Source organism: Acinetobacter sp. B-6, assembly GCF_056930735.1.
This window is the reverse complement of record NZ_JBXPBY010000012.1, coordinates 139,506-155,396: the sequence shown is the minus strand read 5'-3', so window position 1 is coordinate 155,396 and position 15,891 is coordinate 139,506. Positions and strand designations below refer to the sequence as shown.

The following is a 15,891-nucleotide window of genomic DNA, read 5'->3' as shown; positions in this document are numbered from 1 at the left end:
GTCATCGCCAGCTTTTAATTCTTAAAACACCCTCAACTTAGTTGAGGGTGTTTTACTGTTATAAGAAAAGAAAGGAATAGCTATATGCTTCTTTTTTATAAAAATACAAAAAAAAGAGATAAAGACAAAATAAAATATGAAGATGAATTAGATAATCAACTTATTAAACAATTGCATGAATCTACACTGAAGATTAGTGAGCAATGTTTCGGCTACAAAAAATTATGTGTTGGTTTAATTGGAATAGTATTAACAGCTTTATTGAAATTGGGAAGTAGTACTTCTTGGCTAGAAAATAGTATTATAATTTTTGTACTATGTACAGGTTTTTGGATTTGTGATGTGATCGCATACTATTATCAAAAAGTTAATCGGTATAAGATGGCTAAACTTAGTAAAAATATCAAAAGTAGAAATGAAATCAATGATACCGAAATTTTGCAAAAGCAACCTGCTTGGGTTGATTCATTTTTTAATGCATCAATGGGACTATATTATTATATTATGATTATTGTAATATTATTTTCAGGTTTTAATTTGTTTAGGTGTGTCTAAAAGTAATAATGAATATTTTTATTAGTTATACTACTAGGGATGTCTATGTTACAAAGGCTTTCCTAAAAAAAATAGAGACTTTTTTTTCTAATTATGGAAAGGTATATATTGATATTTTGCATAATCAATCTGAAGATAAACAACACTATGTAGAGGAACAACTGAAGAATTCAGATATTCTTTTTATATTAGAAACAAAATCAATTAATCAATCCGATTGGGTAAAGCGAGAACTTTTACTTGCACGACAATTAAATATACCAATTATAAGTTTAAAATTTCATAGCTAAAAGTTAATTCCGAATATCTAGTACTTTTTATAAGTAAAAGAAAACCCCATCATCCTGATGAGGTTTTCTTCGTATTGGTGAGTTAGATATGACTCCTGTCGAATCTCACGTTCCTGATGCTCAGACGTTTTGTTATTGTTATTTTGTCTGGGAAACTTCCTGTTCCCGATAACAATAGAATAGGTGACTTTTGATTGGTCGCATATTCGCTAAGTTCGGCAGGAGTTGTAGGTAAATGCTTACATTGAACGGATTAGAAAATTGCTGTTAACCATTTAAATAAGCATTTACTCGTGGATATTATGCAAAATTCCATGCTGAATGAAAGCATTGGCTAGATAAAAAGTAATGCTTAACTAGGTATTTAGCTTCAATCCAACAAGCTCATGACATCATCTTCAGACAATTTCACTTCATTTTCATGATCAATACTCAGTACAGATTTGGCAAGATCAGCTTTATTTTTCTGTAAGGCTAAAATCTTTTCTTCGATACTTTGGTTGGTAATCAGTTTATAAACAAAGACAGGTTTGTCTTGACCGATTCGCCATGCACGATCTGAAGCTTGATCTTCAGCAGCAGGGTTCCACCATGGATCAAAGTGAATTACAGTGTCCGCAGCAGTCAGGTTTAGTCCAACGCCACCCGCTTTTAAACTGATCAGGAAAACAGGAATTTCTCCTGATTGGAATGCAGTAATCACTTCATCACGTTTTTTGGTTTGTCCTGTCAATTTTACATTTCGAATATTTAATGCTTTTAAATGTTCTTCAATCAGTTGAAGCATGGTTGTGAATTGAGAAAAAATTAAAATCTTGCGTCCTTCTTCAGCCATGCCTTGGACCATTTCTAATAAATGATCCAACTTAGCAGATTCGACATTTTGATTTTTAATTTGATCAAGCTGTAAAAGGCTAGGATGGCAACATACTTGTCGAAGTTTGAGTAAGGCACTCAAGATCTGGATTTGACTACGATGAAAACCTTTGGCTGCAATGAGTTCTCGGATATTCTTTTGCATTGTTGCACGAACAGCCTCGTAGAGTTTAGATTGCTGTTCATTCATGTCAATATTGACTTCAATTGTGGTCTTTTCTGGAAGTTCTTTGGCAACTTCTGTTTTTAAGCGGCGCAACATAAATGGTTTAATACGTGAAACAAGCTTAACTTTTGTTGGAATATCAGCATGCTTTTCAATAGGATTTCGATATTTTTTATTAAATAACTCTTGGCTATAAAGAAAACCAGGCATAAGGAAATGGAATAAAGACCATAATTCACCTAAGTGGTTTTCCATCGGTGTTCCAGTCAAACACAGACGATGTTTAGCCTTAATTTGACGAACTACTTGAGATGCTTTAGCCCGTGGATTTTTGATGTTTTGTGCTTCATCCAGAATCAGTAAATGGTACTGGTGTGGCAATAAAAATTCTTCATCACGACCAATTAATGGGTAGGTACTTAGTACCACATCCGCATTGTTAATATCTTGAAAATATTCCAAGCGATCTTGACCTTGAAGGACTAAAACCTTTAATTCAGGGGTGAATTTTTCAGCTTCTTTACGCCAGTTATGCATTAAAGATGTGGGTGCAATAATCAAGGCTGGGCGTTGTTTCAATCGCCCCGCTTGTTTTTCTATCAGGATATGAGCAAGTGTTTGAGCTGTTTTACCTAAGCCCATGTCATCGGCGAGGATACCGCCATGTTCAGTTTCACGTAAAAACTGTAACCATGCTAAACCTTGCTGTTGATAAGGGCGTAACTCTCCTTGAAAGCCTTCAGGTGTCGCAATTTGATGTTGATAACTACTTTGCAACTTCTCAGCAAATATTTGTAAACGTTCGCTACTTTGCCACGGCATGCCCAAATGATGTTGTAAATCCAAAAATTGTGCAGCATCGTATTGGTCTAATGAGGCAGACTCAGGATGGCGTAAAATTTCTTTCAGATAAATCAAAATAGGTTTGATGTCCTGAACCTTTAACGCCAATTGAGACTGAGCTTCTTTTAAATGAACAATGAGAAAACTTTCATCCTTCATTTGCACAATATAATCATCTTCTAAGAGATGAGGATTATGTTGAATGGCGTAGCCCAATAAGTCGATTAGATTATAAGTTTGACCATGTACATCTTGAATGGTTGCACCAACATTAAACCAATCTTGCTTTTTTTCAGATTCGGTTAAAGATAACTGCAAATTTTGTGTGGCGCGTAAGTTGAATTGGCTATCGGCAGTGTGCTCCACTTTCCAACCGAGAAGTTCAATTTTATTTTCAGGAATCAGTTGATCAATCCATGCTGTAGGATCTGCACAAATAATTGATTTTTCAGTAATGTTATCAAACGCAGGTCTCTTGCTTTTCGGTATTTTGGTGATCCATTGTAGGGATGGAATAGCGTCCATTAAGGTCGCAATATATTGTTTTTCTATGACAAGATCACGTTGTTGTCGTACCGTTTTTTGTTGGACGTTACTGACAAAACATTCATCTGGAAAACCAGCTTTGATTCTTCCAGCTTGGTATTCAAATTCGATTTCTGCAAAAGCATAGTGGTGCATATGACCTAAGCGATCATATTGTGGATGCGTACCAAAGCGTAAAATTGGCGTTGGTTTGCCAGTTAGGATATCTACATTTTGTGTAGATTGAGCTTGTGGAAAATCTTCAAAACATGAATAAGGTTGGATGGCTTGTTGAAATTCAGGCATAAGTTCAACAGGCATCTGAGGCATGTTCAGCAGTTCTTCAATCATTTCACTAGAATATGAAGATTCAAGCGCACCCACTTGGTTTTTGAACAAATCTAAATAGCTTAAAGGGTGAGAATGAATAATATAAATATGTTGTGCATGTTCATCGGTAATTTCTAATTGTTGATCATCAAAAAAATGTGCTTTTAATTTTTCAGTTTGTTGCTCAGGTTTAGATTGCCAATTAAATTCGATTTTATAGTTCTGTTCAGACCAAGTTAATGCGGGTCTTTGTACATCCAGTCCATAACAATCACCACTCAAAATTGCAGTTTTAAGATGTTCCTGATAAATACCCGAAATATCCCATGATGAAGGATAAAAATGGGCATTATTGAAATTTAACTTTGCAAAAAAATAGAGGTGACTAAAGATTTTCTTTTCTTCTGGACTGACTTTTAGGCGTTCATTAAGCACATTGTCATAACTGGTATACAGAGCTGTATCACGAATTTTTCCATCTTTATTATGGCGAGCTTTATATACGCAAAGTTGCAGTTGAGCCGAATTATTTTTGGCTTGAAAAATATATACCAGTTGATGCGGTATTTTTTTTGTGGCTGGCTGAATCTGAGCCAATTGTTGTTTAAATTGATTTAACCAAGCTTTTGCTGTGCCATGTGCAGTTTGATTGGCTGTTGCTGAAGTTTGCTCTGAATGGTTTAAATTTTGTCGACTCAGTGCATTCGACATTTCTTGATCATAAAAATAACGGGCTAATGCTGCCGCATGTTTACAATCATAAGCTACAGGACAACTACAGTCGGTATCGACGATCTGATTTTTTAACGGATTATAAATAACTGCCGTCTCATAATAGTCGGTCCCTTGAACTTGTGCCTCTATCACTAAATTGTCACGGTCAGGATAAATTTCTAGAGATTTAAGATCAATTTTTTTGACATAACTCAAGCTTCGTTGAATAGTTGCCGGGCTAAAACGAGATAAAAATTGATTCAGTGTCGCCATTATTTCTAGAGCTAAAAATTAAAATGAAATTATTAAGAGTGTAACGGATTTTTGAAATGGAAGCTGAAATTAATACATGAGTTTTCAGCAAAATTGACATGTTTTTAATTATAAATTGATCATTTCTGCAACTTTAAATGCTTTAAAATCTGTCAGTATAAGTTTTTAAAAATAATGCTGGGAAGCACATCAAGATGAAACATAACCTAATTTACTATACAGATCAGCATTTTGCCTTTGCAGACTCAGTTCGTAAGTTTGTTCAAAAGGAGTTAATGCCACATATCAATGAGTGGGAAGAAGCTGAAATATTTCCAAAAGAACTTTATCAAAAAGCAGCTGAAATTGGTTTGTTAGGTATAGGTTTTGATGAACGCTATGGTGGAATACCTGAAACAGATGCTTTTCATGTCCTTTTATCTTCCATTGAACTTGCTAAAACTGGTTCAGGCGGTTTGTGCGCTTCTTTATTGTCACATTCAATTGGCGCACCGCCGATCAATCATTTTGCTTCAGACGAAATTAAAGAAACGGTACTGACGCAGATTTTAGCAGGTGAAAAAATCTCTGCTTTAGCCATCACTGAACCATCTGGGGGCTCAGATGTCGCGGCGTTGAAAACCAAAGCACTACGAGATGGTGATGATTATATTGTGAGCGGGGAAAAAACGTTTATTACTTCGGGCATTCGTGCAGATTACTATACGGTCGCTGTACGTACGGATGTAGATGCCAAAGGTCCAAATGGTATTTCTATGTTATTGATTGATGCGCATAGCAAAGGCATTAGCAAGTCAAAATTGGACAAAATGGGGTGGTGGGCTTCAGATACTGCGCATTTACATTTTGACCAAGTCCGTGTTCCAGCACATCATTTATTAGGTGCTGAAAACATGGGGTTTTTGGTGATTATGAATAACTTTAATATGGAGCGTTTTTTTCTTGCTGCAAGTAGTTATGGTTTTGCACTAACTTGCTATGAGGAGGCCTTGGAATGGGCACGAGAACGTAAAACCTTTGGCAAGCGTTTGTTAGATCATCAGGTGGTTCGTCATAAACTTGTGGACATGGCGACTCGTCTTACCACCACACTGGCTTTATTGGAAGATACAGCTTATCGTCTGGGAAAACCTGAAATGCAGGGCAATGAATTGATTGCTCAAATCTGTATGCTAAAAAATGTGGCAACGCAGACCATGCAATTTTGTGCAGACGCAGCTGTACAAACTTTGGGTGGGATGGGGTTTATGCGTGGAACGAAGTCTGAACGTATTTATCGTGATGTTAAAGTGAATATGATTGGTGGAGGCGCAGAAGAAATCATGAAAGATCTCGCCAGTCGTCAATTGGGCTATTAGAATTTGAGTAATTGGTTAAGATAGTATTGTATGGAAAATAAAGTGTTATAAAAATAAACAGGGAACAACAAGAGATGGATCATTTAAATAACCCGATTTACTACACCGCTGAACATCGTGCATTTGCTGATAGTGTGAAGAAGTTCGTGGAAAAAGAAATTAGCCCTTATGTCAATGAATGGGATGAGGCGGGAAGCTTTCCACGAGAACTTTATCAAAAAGCTGCATCCATAGGACTACTGGGTTTAGGGTTTGATGAAGATCATGGCGGAATACCAGACGCAGATGCATTTCATGTGTTCCTTGCAGCAGTTGAAACAGCTAAAGCGGGTTCAGGCGGAGTACATATCTCACTGATGATTCATACCATTGGAACGCCTCCGATCCATTATTTTGCACAGCCTCATATTCGTAACCAAGTGATGCCACAAATTATTGCAGGCGAGAAAATTTCTGCGCTGGCAATCACTGAACCTACTGGTGGTTCAGATGTTGCTGCCTTACAAACTAAAGCGATACGAGATGGTGACTTTTACCTGCTCAGTGGAGAAAAAACCTTTATTACTTCAGGCATGCGAGCTGACTATTACACCGTTGCTGTAAGAACCAATCCAGAAATAAAAGGTGCCAATGGAATTTCGATGCTATTGGTGGATGCGCATAGTGAAGGTATTAGCAAATCTTCGTTAAAGAAAATGGGGTGGTGGGCTTCAGATACTGCCCATTTGCATTTTGATCAGGTCAAAGTACCTGTAGAAAATCTTCTAGGAGAAGAAAACGCAGGTTTTAAAGTAATTATGAAAAACTTTAATATGGAGCGTTTTTGGTTAGCTTCTATGGCATATGGTTATGCGCTGGTATGTTATGAAGAAGCTTTACAGTGGTCGAAAGATCGAAAAACTTTTGGTAAACGCTTGGTTGATCATCAAGTGGTACGTCATAAACTGGTGGATATAGCAACGCGTTTAACCTATACACGTGCACTGTTGGAAGATACAGCTTATCGTATGGGTAAAGCTGAATTACAGGGAAGTGATTTAATCGCACAGATTTGTATGTCGAAGAATGTTGCAACACAATGCATGCAATTTTGTGCAGATGCCGCGGTACAGACGCTTGGTGGAATGGGCTTTATGCGTGGAACGAAGTCTGAGCGAATCTACCGTGAAGTGAAGGTTAATATGATTGGCGGTGGTGCAGAAGAAATCATGAAGGATTTGATCAGTAAGCAGTTGGGGTTTTGATAACTGGCTTTAAATGATAAAAACTTACAACTAAAGGCTTTGATTAAAAAACAACCATGTTATGATATATATCAATGGTTGTTACCAATTGGAGTTGTCTTATGGAAGTTGCAAAAATTTTTCAATCTGGACGTAGTCAGGCAGTTCGGTTACCTAAAGCATTTCGTTTTGAGGGAAAGGAAGTTGTGGTTAAACATTTTGGCAACGGTGTTTTATTATTACCCTTAAAGAATCCTTGGGAAATTATGCAAGAGGCAGTATTGGAATTCGAAGATGATTTCCTACTAGAACGAGAAGAACAAGGTGTCCAAAATAGAGAGGAGTTATTGTGATTTACTTGCTGGATACCAATATCTGTATTTATGTTATCAATAATAAACCAGCACAGGTTTTTGAAAAATTTAAACAATATCAACTAGGTCAATTAGTAATTTCCAGTATTAGTGCTTCGGAGTTGGCTTTTGGGGTAGAAAAGTCTGGATCCCTTCGAAATAAAAATGCTTTGGACAAGTTTTTAGCACCTTTAGATATTCTTCCTTATGATGAAAATGCAATTTGGCATTATGCAAAATTAAGACAAACATTGCATGCTAAAGGACAACCCATTGGTAGCTTAGATATGTTAATCGCAGCACATGCATTAGCCTTAGACACTATTTTAGTGACAAATAATATGAAAGAATTTGAGCGGATTGAAGGACTAAAATTAGAAAATTGGATTTGATTGTTTGTATTCTGAGATCATTATTTTTCTCTGTAAGTTCAATAATATGTCTGTTATGATTCATTATTATCGCGCTAAAATCGAAAGCAGTATATTGCGGATCCGATATAGCTTTTTGTATGCCATACTTGTTTTAAATGTATTGAAAAAGATTTTTGCTTTGTAAACCTAATCTGATGTTTTGAGTTAAATGACTAAAATCTATGAATGCATGGTAAATGTTCTAATTGAAAATTTAACCAATGCTGAATCCCCAATAACAAATCGTCGTTGCATGAATGTCGAGGTTATCTTCTAAAAGCTGAAGAATTGTGTTCCATTGCTGATCTGAATCAAGCGTTTTAGAAGATTCCTCAAACGATTGTAAGATCGTTTCCATCAGTGCAAATTTTTCGTCTTCATTGAGTTCATTTGAAAGATAAGCATCTATAAATTCATCAATACGATTTGGGTCAGCAACCTCATATTCCCAATCTTGCATAAAAGCATCATAGGGTAAATTAAAGCGTTGAGCCAATGCGTGAATTGCCGAAGCGGTAATGTATCGTTGAGAGTATGTTTTAAACATTATTTTTGTCGGTTTTATCATGAAAACAAAACTTATTTTATTTCGAATTTCAAAAAAATAAGAAATTGACGCAGAGAAATCAACCAATATTTATTTCAAAGCCATACTTAAAACGGTTTCAGTCAATTCATCCATTGTCATTTTACCGTTGGGTTTATACCACGTCACTGTCCAAGCAATTGCACCTCCCAATAAGCGACGCCAAATAAAAGCATCATGTTGGACTTTATTGAGTTCACGTAGCTTTTCAATCACAGTCAGCCAAATGTCTTCATAAGCATTGCGAAGTTTAAGCAACTCATCCTGTCTTGATTTAGATAAAGCAAACCATTCATAAACCAGAACAGCCATCGCTGAACCTGTATCGCCGCTAATAGAGATCAGTTCAGCTTTGATTAAGTGTTTCAATTGTTGCTCAGGATCATCTGATATTTTAATCGCATCCAGCAGACGAGCATGATTATAAATAATGGTCTGTTGCATCACATGGGCAAGAATATCATCCTTACTTTTAAAATGATGAAACAAGCTACCTGATTGAATTCCAATAAAATTGGCTAACTCACGCACAGTTGTTTTGGCATAACCTTGTTTGTGAAAAAGATAGGCAGCACCCAGCAATAAACGACCTCTAGGGCTGTCATCAAAACAGGCAATGGGTTGAATATCATTGATTGAATTAGCGATCATCGGATCATTTTTTTCCATAAAGTTAAGCCATTTTTTTATTGTTTGAAATGCGTTTTAACACATTTGCCAATTCAGGATAACATTTTGCACTTTACAAACCAAGCGCTTGCTTGGTAAATTGATGCATAAATTTTATTCAGAACAATCAAAACAAGATAGGTGTGAAAATGGACGATCAGCGTATTGTGAAAATTGGATGTGCCTCAGGTTTCTGGGGCGATACCAATACTGCCGCATTTCAACTGGTACATATGTCTGACATTGATTACCTTGTGTTTGATTACCTTTCTGAAATCACGATGTCAATCATGGCAAAAGCGATGATGGTCAATCCTGAGCATGGCTATGCTTTAGACTTTGTTAGTCGCGTGATGACACCATTACTTAAAAAAATCAGCGATAAAAATATTAAAGTGATCAGCAATGCAGGTGGTGTGAATCCTTTGGCTTGTCGTGATGCTTTACAAAAAGTGATTGATGCTCAAGGCTTAAATTTAAAAATTGCTGTGGTATTGGGAGATGACTTACTCGCTCAACAGACCACTTTAAAAGCACAAAATATTCAAGAAATGTTTAGTGGAGAAAACTTACCCGATCAGCTTGCAAGTTGTAATGCCTATCTCGGTGCAATTCCAATTCGCGATGCTCTTGATCAAGGCGTAGATATTGTGATTACAGGACGGGTGGTGGACTCTGCTGTCGTACTTGCACCCTTATTGCATGAATATCAATGGTCTTTTGATGATTATGACAAACTTGCCCAAGGTGCTTTGGCTGGTCATATCATTGAGTGTGGTGCGCAATGCACAGGGGGGAATTTCACCGATTGGCGTTTGGTCCAAGGTTTTGACAATATGGGATTTCCGATTGTTGAAGTTAAATCCGATGCCTCATTCATTGTAACTAAACCCAAAGGTACAGGGGGGCTGGTTTCGACTGCGACAGTTGCTGAACAAATTGTTTATGAAATCGGTAATCCTCAAGCCTATTTGCTACCCGATGTCACTACGGATTTTAGCCAAGTAAAATTACAACAACTGGAACAGGATCGGGTTTTGGTTATTGGTGCAAAAGGTAGAGCGCCCACTCAGCAATATAAGGTCAGTGCAACTTACCCAGATGGATATCGGGTGTTGGTAAGCTTTTTGATCGCAGGGCGTGAAGCACCAGAAAAAGCTCAGGTGATTGCAGATGCGATCCTTAATAAATGCGAACGTGTTTTAGCTTTACGTTCAGTGCCGCCATTTTCTGAAAAGTCTGTTGAGATATTGGGCACTGAAAGTACTTATGGGGGCAATGCAAAACCTATTCAAAGCCGTGAAGTCGTGGTCAAAATTGCAGTAAAACATATGTTTAAAGAAGCATGTCTGTTTTTTGCTTCGGAAATTGCACAAGCATCTACAGGAATGGCACCTGCACTGGCAGGCATCGTTGGCGGTCGCCCTAAAGCCTCACCCGTGATCAAACTCTTTTCATTCTTAGTGGACAAATCAACACTCAATATAGAAATAGATATTGCTGGACAGCGCCATAAAGTTGAAATTCCATCAGGTTCAAATGAACAGACCTATGATGTATCGCCTGTTGGAGACATTGCCCAATTCTCAGGTCAGGAAATAACGGTTCCTTTGGTTGAAATCGCTCATGCGCGTAGTGGAGACAAGGGTAACCATAGCAATATTGGGGTGATTGCACGTCAACCTGAATATTTGCCTTGGATTCGTGCCAACTTGACTGAAGAAAATGTCAAAGCATATATGCAGCATGTGTTAGACCCAGAAAAATCTCAAGTGATTCGTTATGAAATCCCCGGATTGAATGCGCTGAATTTTATGCTGGAAAATGCACTGGGTGGCGGTGGAATTGCCAGTTTACGTATTGATCCGCAAGGCAAAGCTTTTGCACAACAACTGTTGGATATGCCTGTCAAAATTCCTAAACATTTAAAGCCCGTATAAGTTTCTGGCAAGGTGGAATTCTTTGCCTTGATCAAGCAGAGGCTAAGGAAATAAGCAATCTAAAAGAAAACAAATTGGAAATAAAACAATGCATTATCACTCAATATTTAGATCGGATGCTTTTCAAGATAAAGTCATTATTGTGACAGGTGGTGGCTCTGGTATTGGTCGCTGTACTGCGCATGAGTTGGCATCTTTAGGTGCTCAAGTTGTTATTACTGGGCGGAAAATTGAAAAGCTCAATAAAGTGAGTCAAGAAATCATTGAAGATGGTGGGAAAGTACATCAGATCGTTTGCGATAACCGTGAAGAACAACAAGTCAAAGACATGATTGCTGAAGTGATTGAAAAATTTGGCAAACTTGATGGTCTGGTGAATAACGCAGGTGGGCAATTCCCTTCAAACTTAGAAGGTATTTCAGCCAATGGATTTGATGCCGTGGTACGTAATAACTTGCATGCCACTTTCTACTTAATGAAAGAAGCATATAACCAGTGGATGGCAAAGCATGGTGGCAGTATTGTCAATATGGCAGCCGATATGTGGGGAGGCATGCCGGGGATGGGACACTCAGGTGCAGCCCGTTCTGGTGTGGATAATTTGACCAAAACAGCGGCTGTAGAATGGGGACGTTCAGGTGTTCGAGTGAATTGTGTTGCACCAGGATGGATTATCTCTTCGGGAATGGATAATTATTCAGGTGATTTTGCCAAATTTATTATTCCAAGCTTGGCTGGTAATGTGCCACTCAAACGGATGGGAACAGAGTCCGAAATTTCTTCAGCAATCTGTTATTTGCTCTCAGAAGCGGCAGGTTTTATTTCTGGAGTTACACTCCGTATCGATGGGGCAGCTTCTTTAGGGACGCGTATGTATCCATTGGCGGATGCTGTGAATAGCGAATCATTCAATGGCTTCCATCGTGCTTTTATTCCAGATGTACTCAAAGAACAATTAGGCAATTCATCAAATAACTCAACAATAGGAGAAAATACATGACGGTTCTCCAATCCGAAATTGCAGTTGGCAGTGAGCAATTTGAACAGAATAAACAAGCATTACTGAATCAAATTGCTGAAGTGCGTGCAGTTCAAAATAAGAATATTGAAAAGTCTTATGCTGCCAAAGCTAAATTTGATAAAAAAGGCAAAATTTTACCACATGAGCGTGTTCGTCTAGCCTTAGATGCGGATTCCCCTTTTGTTGAGTTGTGTGGTTTAGTCGGCTACGGCATGCATGATGATAAAGATGGATCTGATGCAGGAGGGGGCATTATTTCAGGGATTGGATTTGTCAGTGGTGTTCGCTGTCTGATTTCTGCAAGCAATAGTGCGATCAAAGGTGGGACGATGTCTCCGATGGGCGTTCAAAAAACCTTACGCCTACAAGCGATTGCTTTCGAACAAAAATTACCGATGCTGACCCTGACCGAAAGTGGCGGTGCAAATCTCAACTACGCGGCTGAAGTATTTACCTATGGTGGAATGACCTTTGCCAATCAAGCCCGACTTTCTGCGGCAGGTCTCCCCCAAGTCTCAGTAGTACATGGCAATGCAACAGCAGGTGGGGCATATCAACCGGGCTTATCTGATTATGTGATTGCTGTGCGCAAACAAACCGAGATGTTGCTTGCAGGTCCTCCTTTGCTTTTGGCCGCTACAGGTGAGGTTGCCACTGCTGAAGAACTTGGTGGTGCGGAAATGCATGCACAGGTTGCTGGAACGGCTGAATTCTTGGCTGAAAATGATGCAGATGGAATTCGTATTGCACGTGATGTATTTGAACATCTCAATTGGAAAGAGCAAACGCAAAAACTCAATTTAAATTATCAAGAGCCACGTTACCCTGCTGAGGAATTGCTCGGCATTATTCCTGCAAATCCCAAACAACCTTTTGATATGAAGGAAGTGATTGCACGGATTGTCGATGATTCTGATTTCTTCGAAGTGAAGCAAGAATATGATGCATTGACCGTGTGCGGTTGGGCAAAAATTGGTGGATTACACATTGGTATTATTACCAATAATGGACCGATTACTCCTCAAGGGGCAACCAAAGCCGCTCAATTCATTCATCTCTGCGAGCAAACCAAGCGTCCTTTACTGTTTTTACATAACACCACAGGTTTTATGGTTGGAACAGATGCAGAACAAAATGGCATCATCAAACATGGTTCGAAGTTGATCCAAGCAGTAGCAAATACGACGGTCCCAAAAATCTCAATTGTTGTTGCGGGGTCATATGGCGCAGGAAATTACGCCATGTGTGGTCGTCCACTGTCACCACAATTTATCTTTGCATGGCCAAACTCACATGTGGCAGTCATGGGTTCTGCTCAAGCAGGTAAGGTGCTACGGATTGTGGCTGAAGGCAAACAGAAAGCTTCAGGCATGGAGCCGAATGAACAGATGTTAGACTTTTTGGAACAAAGTACAGCCGCGAAATTAGAACAACAGTCTACCGCTTTATTCAATACGGCAATGCTTCATGATGATGGAATCATTGATCCAAGAGACACACGCAAAGTATTGATTTTTTTGCTTGAAACTATTTACGAAGCTGAACATCGAAAATTGAATCCAATACGATTTGGAGTGTCAAGGCTTTAAAAATTCCCCATTGTGGAACTCAACATACCTCACCTTTAAAAAGGAACAATGTCCCACCTGATCAAAGAAAGGTTGGGGAAATTAGATTAAGGAAAAACAATGAAATTTACACCAGAACATGAAGCGCTACGCCGTACCACACGCCAGTTTGTTGAGACCGAACTCAATCCAAATATTCCGACATGGGAGACCGAAGGGCGTTTCCCAATTCATGATGTTTTTAAAAAGCTGTCTGACTTGGGGTTATTGGGAATTTGTAAACCTGAAGAAAATGGAGGGTTGGGCTTAGATTATTCATATAACCTTGTTGTGGCTGAAGAACTTGGGCGTGCAGCTTGTGGTGGCGTACCATTGGCGATAGGTGTGCAAACAGATATGGCAACCCCTGCTTTGGCACGTTTTGGAAGCAAAGAATTACGTGATGAATTTTTAACCCCAGCAATCGCAGGTGATTATGTTGCCTCTATAGCAGTATCAGAAGTTCATGCGGGTTCAGATGTTGCGGCAATTAAAACCACTGCTAGAAAAGACGGTGATGATTATGTCATCAATGGCAGTAAAATGTGGATTACGAACTCATTACAAGCAGATTTCTTTTGCTTACTTGCCAACACCTCTGATGACAAACCGCATGTTAACAAATCAATGATTATTGTTCCTGCAAAATCCGCAGGCATCTCATTCTCAGAACCTTTAAATAAGCTAGGCATGCGCTCAACCACCACCGCAGAAGTCTATTTTGACAATGTTCGTGTACCACAGCGTTACTTGGTGGGTGCTGAAGGCATGGGCTTTATGATGCAGATGATGCAATTTCAAGAAGAGCGTATGTGGGCGGCTGCCAATGCCATTGGTGGTTTAGAGAATGTCATTCAGCAAACCATTCAATACACCAAAGAACGTAGCACATTTGGACAACCTTTGATCAACAACCAATATGTACACTTTCGTTTTGCAGAGTTAATGACAGAAGTCGAGGCTTTACGTGCTTTAACCTATCGTGCATGTGAAATTCATATTGATGGTGGCAATGCAACTGAAATAGCGTCTATGGCAAAACTCAAGGCAGGGCGTTTAACCCGTGAAGTGGCTGACAGTTGTTTACAATTTTGGGGTGGCAATGGCTTCATGTGGGATAACCCTGCTTCTCAACTGTATCGAGATGGGCGTTTAGGCTCAATTGGTGGAGGCGCTGATGAAATCATGCTTGGTATTATTTGTAAACTGATGGATATTTTACCGTCTAAGCGTAAATAAATAGGGAGAATATCGATATGACACTTTCAGCATCTCTAGTAGCGCATGTATTTGATTCAATTATAGAACTTGAGCAAGAGGGCAGTATTTTAACTTTATGGCTTAATCGACCTGATAGTCGTAATGCGATGAGTTTGAATATGGTCAAAGCGATTCAGCAGGTATTCCAAGTCATCGAACAAGATTTATCAATTCGTGCGGTCATTTTACGTGGTAAAGGTGGGCATTTTTGTGCAGGTGGTGACATTAAAGATATGGCACAACTGCGTGGCGAGGCAATGAATCTAGGCTCTCATCAACCCTATGTCGATTTTAATCGTCAATTTGGACATATGATTCAACAAGTTGATCAAGCTCCACAAACCGTAGTTGCGGTATTAGAAGGTGCAGTGCTGGGTGGCGGTTTTGGCTTAGCCTGTGTTTCAGATATTGCAATCAGCCTTGCGGATGCCAAATTTGGTTTACCTGAAACTGGTTTAGGTGTGATTCCTGCGCAGATCGCACCTTTTGTAGTCAAGCGTATTGGCTTAACACAAGCACGTCGTTTGGCGCTGTTGGGATCTCGTTTTGAAGGTCATACCGCATTGAAAGTTGGTGTGGTACATGAAGTCGTCGAGAATGAAAAAGCATTGGAAGTGCTATTGATTGAAACCATTCAGCAAATTAAACGGACTGCGCCACAAGCCTCTCGTGTGACCAAAGCATTATTGCATCGAACCTTAAATGAGCCTTTAACGGCACTTTTGGATGATGCTGCACAGCAATTTGCGCAGGCTGTCGGTGGAGAGGAAGGCATGGAAGGGACTATGGCATTTATACAAAAACGGAAACCGAATTGGTTTGATGGATAGCCAAGATATCAGGGTTGATTTTAAGTGAGTGATTTATCATTAACATCCAGATAATCAAC

14 protein-coding genes are annotated in these 15,891 nt (G+C 39.0%); 11 read left to right on the top strand and 3 right to left on the bottom strand.

Annotation, left to right across the window (positions count from 1 at the left end; genetic code table 11):
* The first annotated feature begins 84 nt into the window (after positions 1-84).
* Both AC1Z3T_RS15630 and AC1Z3T_RS15625 read left to right on the top strand, forming a co-directional pair.
* Complete coding sequence (locus AC1Z3T_RS15630; protein WP_100886000.1) at positions 85-555, top strand: hypothetical protein; 471 nt, start codon at positions 85-87, stop codon at positions 553-555.
* An 8-nt stretch (positions 556-563) separates the two neighbouring features.
* Positions 564-845 (top strand): TIR domain-containing protein, encoded by a 282-nt coding sequence (locus tag AC1Z3T_RS15625; protein WP_100885999.1) that lies wholly within the window; start codon positions 564-566, stop codon positions 843-845.
* 370 nt (positions 846-1,215) lie between these two features.
* Here AC1Z3T_RS15625 and AC1Z3T_RS15620 read toward each other — a convergent pair whose 3' ends face one another.
* The gene (locus AC1Z3T_RS15620) at positions 1,216-4,572 is read right to left on the bottom strand and encodes a DEAD/DEAH box helicase (protein ID WP_100885998.1); all 3,357 of its coding nucleotides are present in this window, start codon (positions 4,570-4,572) and stop codon (positions 1,216-1,218) included.
* Positions 4,573-4,766: 194 nt separating this feature from the next.
* On the opposite strand from AC1Z3T_RS15620, the gene AC1Z3T_RS15615 reads away from it, so the two are divergent.
* The 4 genes from AC1Z3T_RS15615 (at position 4,767) to vapC (ending at position 7,898) form a co-directional block, all read left to right on the top strand.
* Positions 4,767-5,930, top strand: coding sequence for an acyl-CoA dehydrogenase family protein (locus tag AC1Z3T_RS15615; RefSeq protein ID WP_100885997.1), 1,164 nt, complete (start codon positions 4,767-4,769; stop codon positions 5,928-5,930).
* Positions 5,931-6,004: 74 nt separating this feature from the next.
* A complete protein-coding gene (locus AC1Z3T_RS15610) occupies positions 6,005-7,174 on the top strand; it encodes an acyl-CoA dehydrogenase family protein (RefSeq protein ID WP_100885996.1) in 1,170 nt (389 codons plus the stop codon).
* A 74-nt stretch (positions 7,175-7,248) separates the two neighbouring features.
* Positions 7,249-7,506: an antitoxin gene (locus tag AC1Z3T_RS15605; protein ID WP_435366217.1), complete on the top strand. Its 258-nt coding sequence runs from the start codon at positions 7,249-7,251 to the stop codon at positions 7,504-7,506.
* On the top strand, positions 7,503-7,898 hold the full coding sequence (gene vapC, locus AC1Z3T_RS15600) for a type II toxin-antitoxin system tRNA(fMet)-specific endonuclease VapC (RefSeq protein WP_100885994.1): 396 nt from the start codon (positions 7,503-7,505) through the stop codon (positions 7,896-7,898). Before AC1Z3T_RS15605 ends, vapC begins: the two co-directional genes overlap by 4 nt.
* A gap of 235 nt (positions 7,899-8,133) precedes the next feature.
* Here the strand turns inward: vapC and AC1Z3T_RS15595 are convergent, their stop codons facing one another.
* Both AC1Z3T_RS15595 and AC1Z3T_RS15590 read right to left on the bottom strand, forming a co-directional pair.
* Positions 8,134-8,466 (bottom strand): hypothetical protein, encoded by a 333-nt coding sequence (locus AC1Z3T_RS15595; RefSeq protein ID WP_228153631.1) that lies wholly within the window; start codon positions 8,464-8,466, stop codon positions 8,134-8,136.
* Between the two features lie 90 nt (positions 8,467-8,556).
* Positions 8,557-9,156 (bottom strand): TetR/AcrR family transcriptional regulator, encoded by a 600-nt coding sequence (locus tag AC1Z3T_RS15590; RefSeq protein WP_034708510.1) that lies wholly within the window; start codon positions 9,154-9,156, stop codon positions 8,557-8,559.
* 167 nt (positions 9,157-9,323) lie between these two features.
* Here AC1Z3T_RS15590 and AC1Z3T_RS15585 point away from each other — a divergent pair, with 167 nt between their 5' ends.
* From AC1Z3T_RS15585 to AC1Z3T_RS15565, 5 genes are all read left to right on the top strand, one after another.
* Positions 9,324-11,114: an acyclic terpene utilization AtuA family protein gene (locus tag AC1Z3T_RS15585; protein ID WP_100885993.1), complete on the top strand. Its 1,791-nt coding sequence runs from the start codon at positions 9,324-9,326 to the stop codon at positions 11,112-11,114.
* 88 nt (positions 11,115-11,202) lie between these two features.
* On the top strand, positions 11,203-12,114 hold the full coding sequence (locus tag AC1Z3T_RS15580) for an SDR family oxidoreductase (RefSeq protein ID WP_005031233.1): 912 nt from the start codon (positions 11,203-11,205) through the stop codon (positions 12,112-12,114).
* Positions 12,111-13,724 (top strand): acyl-CoA carboxylase subunit beta, encoded by a 1,614-nt coding sequence (locus AC1Z3T_RS15575; RefSeq protein ID WP_004830334.1) that lies wholly within the window; start codon positions 12,111-12,113, stop codon positions 13,722-13,724. The genes AC1Z3T_RS15580 and AC1Z3T_RS15575 overlap by 4 nt, the downstream gene beginning before the upstream one ends.
* A 99-nt stretch (positions 13,725-13,823) precedes the next feature.
* Positions 13,824-14,981, top strand: coding sequence for an acyl-CoA dehydrogenase family protein (locus AC1Z3T_RS15570; protein ID WP_100885992.1), 1,158 nt, complete (start codon positions 13,824-13,826; stop codon positions 14,979-14,981).
* Positions 14,982-14,998: 17 nt separating this feature from the next.
* Positions 14,999-15,832: an enoyl-CoA hydratase/isomerase family protein gene (locus AC1Z3T_RS15565; RefSeq protein ID WP_100885991.1), complete on the top strand. Its 834-nt coding sequence runs from the start codon at positions 14,999-15,001 to the stop codon at positions 15,830-15,832.
* Positions 15,833-15,891 lie beyond the last annotated feature (59 nt).

Excerpts from the sequence above, each read along its gene's own strand:
- AC1Z3T_RS15610 (WP_100885996.1), top strand. The coding sequence starts at position 6,005 with ATGGATCATTTAAATAACCCGATTTACTACACCGCTGAACATCGTGCA.
- AC1Z3T_RS15595 (WP_228153631.1), bottom strand. The coding sequence starts at position 8,466 with ATGTTTAAAACATACTCTCAACGATACATTACCGCTTCGGCAATTCAC.
- AC1Z3T_RS15565 (WP_100885991.1), top strand. The coding sequence starts at position 14,999 with ATGACACTTTCAGCATCTCTAGTAGCGCATGTATTTGATTCAATTATA.
- AC1Z3T_RS15605 (WP_435366217.1), top strand. The coding sequence starts at position 7,249 with ATGGTTGTTACCAATTGGAGTTGTCTTATGGAAGTTGCAAAAATTTTT.
- AC1Z3T_RS15575 (WP_004830334.1), top strand. The coding sequence starts at position 12,111 with ATGACGGTTCTCCAATCCGAAATTGCAGTTGGCAGTGAGCAATTTGAA.
- AC1Z3T_RS15625 (WP_100885999.1), top strand. The coding sequence starts at position 564 with ATGAATATTTTTATTAGTTATACTACTAGGGATGTCTATGTTACAAAG.
- AC1Z3T_RS15590 (WP_034708510.1), bottom strand. The coding sequence starts at position 9,156 with ATGATCGCTAATTCAATCAATGATATTCAACCCATTGCCTGTTTTGAT.
- AC1Z3T_RS15585 (WP_100885993.1), top strand. The coding sequence starts at position 9,324 with ATGGACGATCAGCGTATTGTGAAAATTGGATGTGCCTCAGGTTTCTGG.
- AC1Z3T_RS15620 (WP_100885998.1), bottom strand. The coding sequence starts at position 4,572 with ATGGCGACACTGAATCAATTTTTATCTCGTTTTAGCCCGGCAACTATT.
- AC1Z3T_RS15580 (WP_005031233.1), top strand. The coding sequence starts at position 11,203 with ATGCATTATCACTCAATATTTAGATCGGATGCTTTTCAAGATAAAGTC.
- AC1Z3T_RS15570 (WP_100885992.1), top strand. The coding sequence starts at position 13,824 with ATGAAATTTACACCAGAACATGAAGCGCTACGCCGTACCACACGCCAG.
- AC1Z3T_RS15615 (WP_100885997.1), top strand. The coding sequence starts at position 4,767 with ATGAAACATAACCTAATTTACTATACAGATCAGCATTTTGCCTTTGCA.
- AC1Z3T_RS15630 (WP_100886000.1), top strand. The coding sequence starts at position 85 with ATGCTTCTTTTTTATAAAAATACAAAAAAAAGAGATAAAGACAAAATA.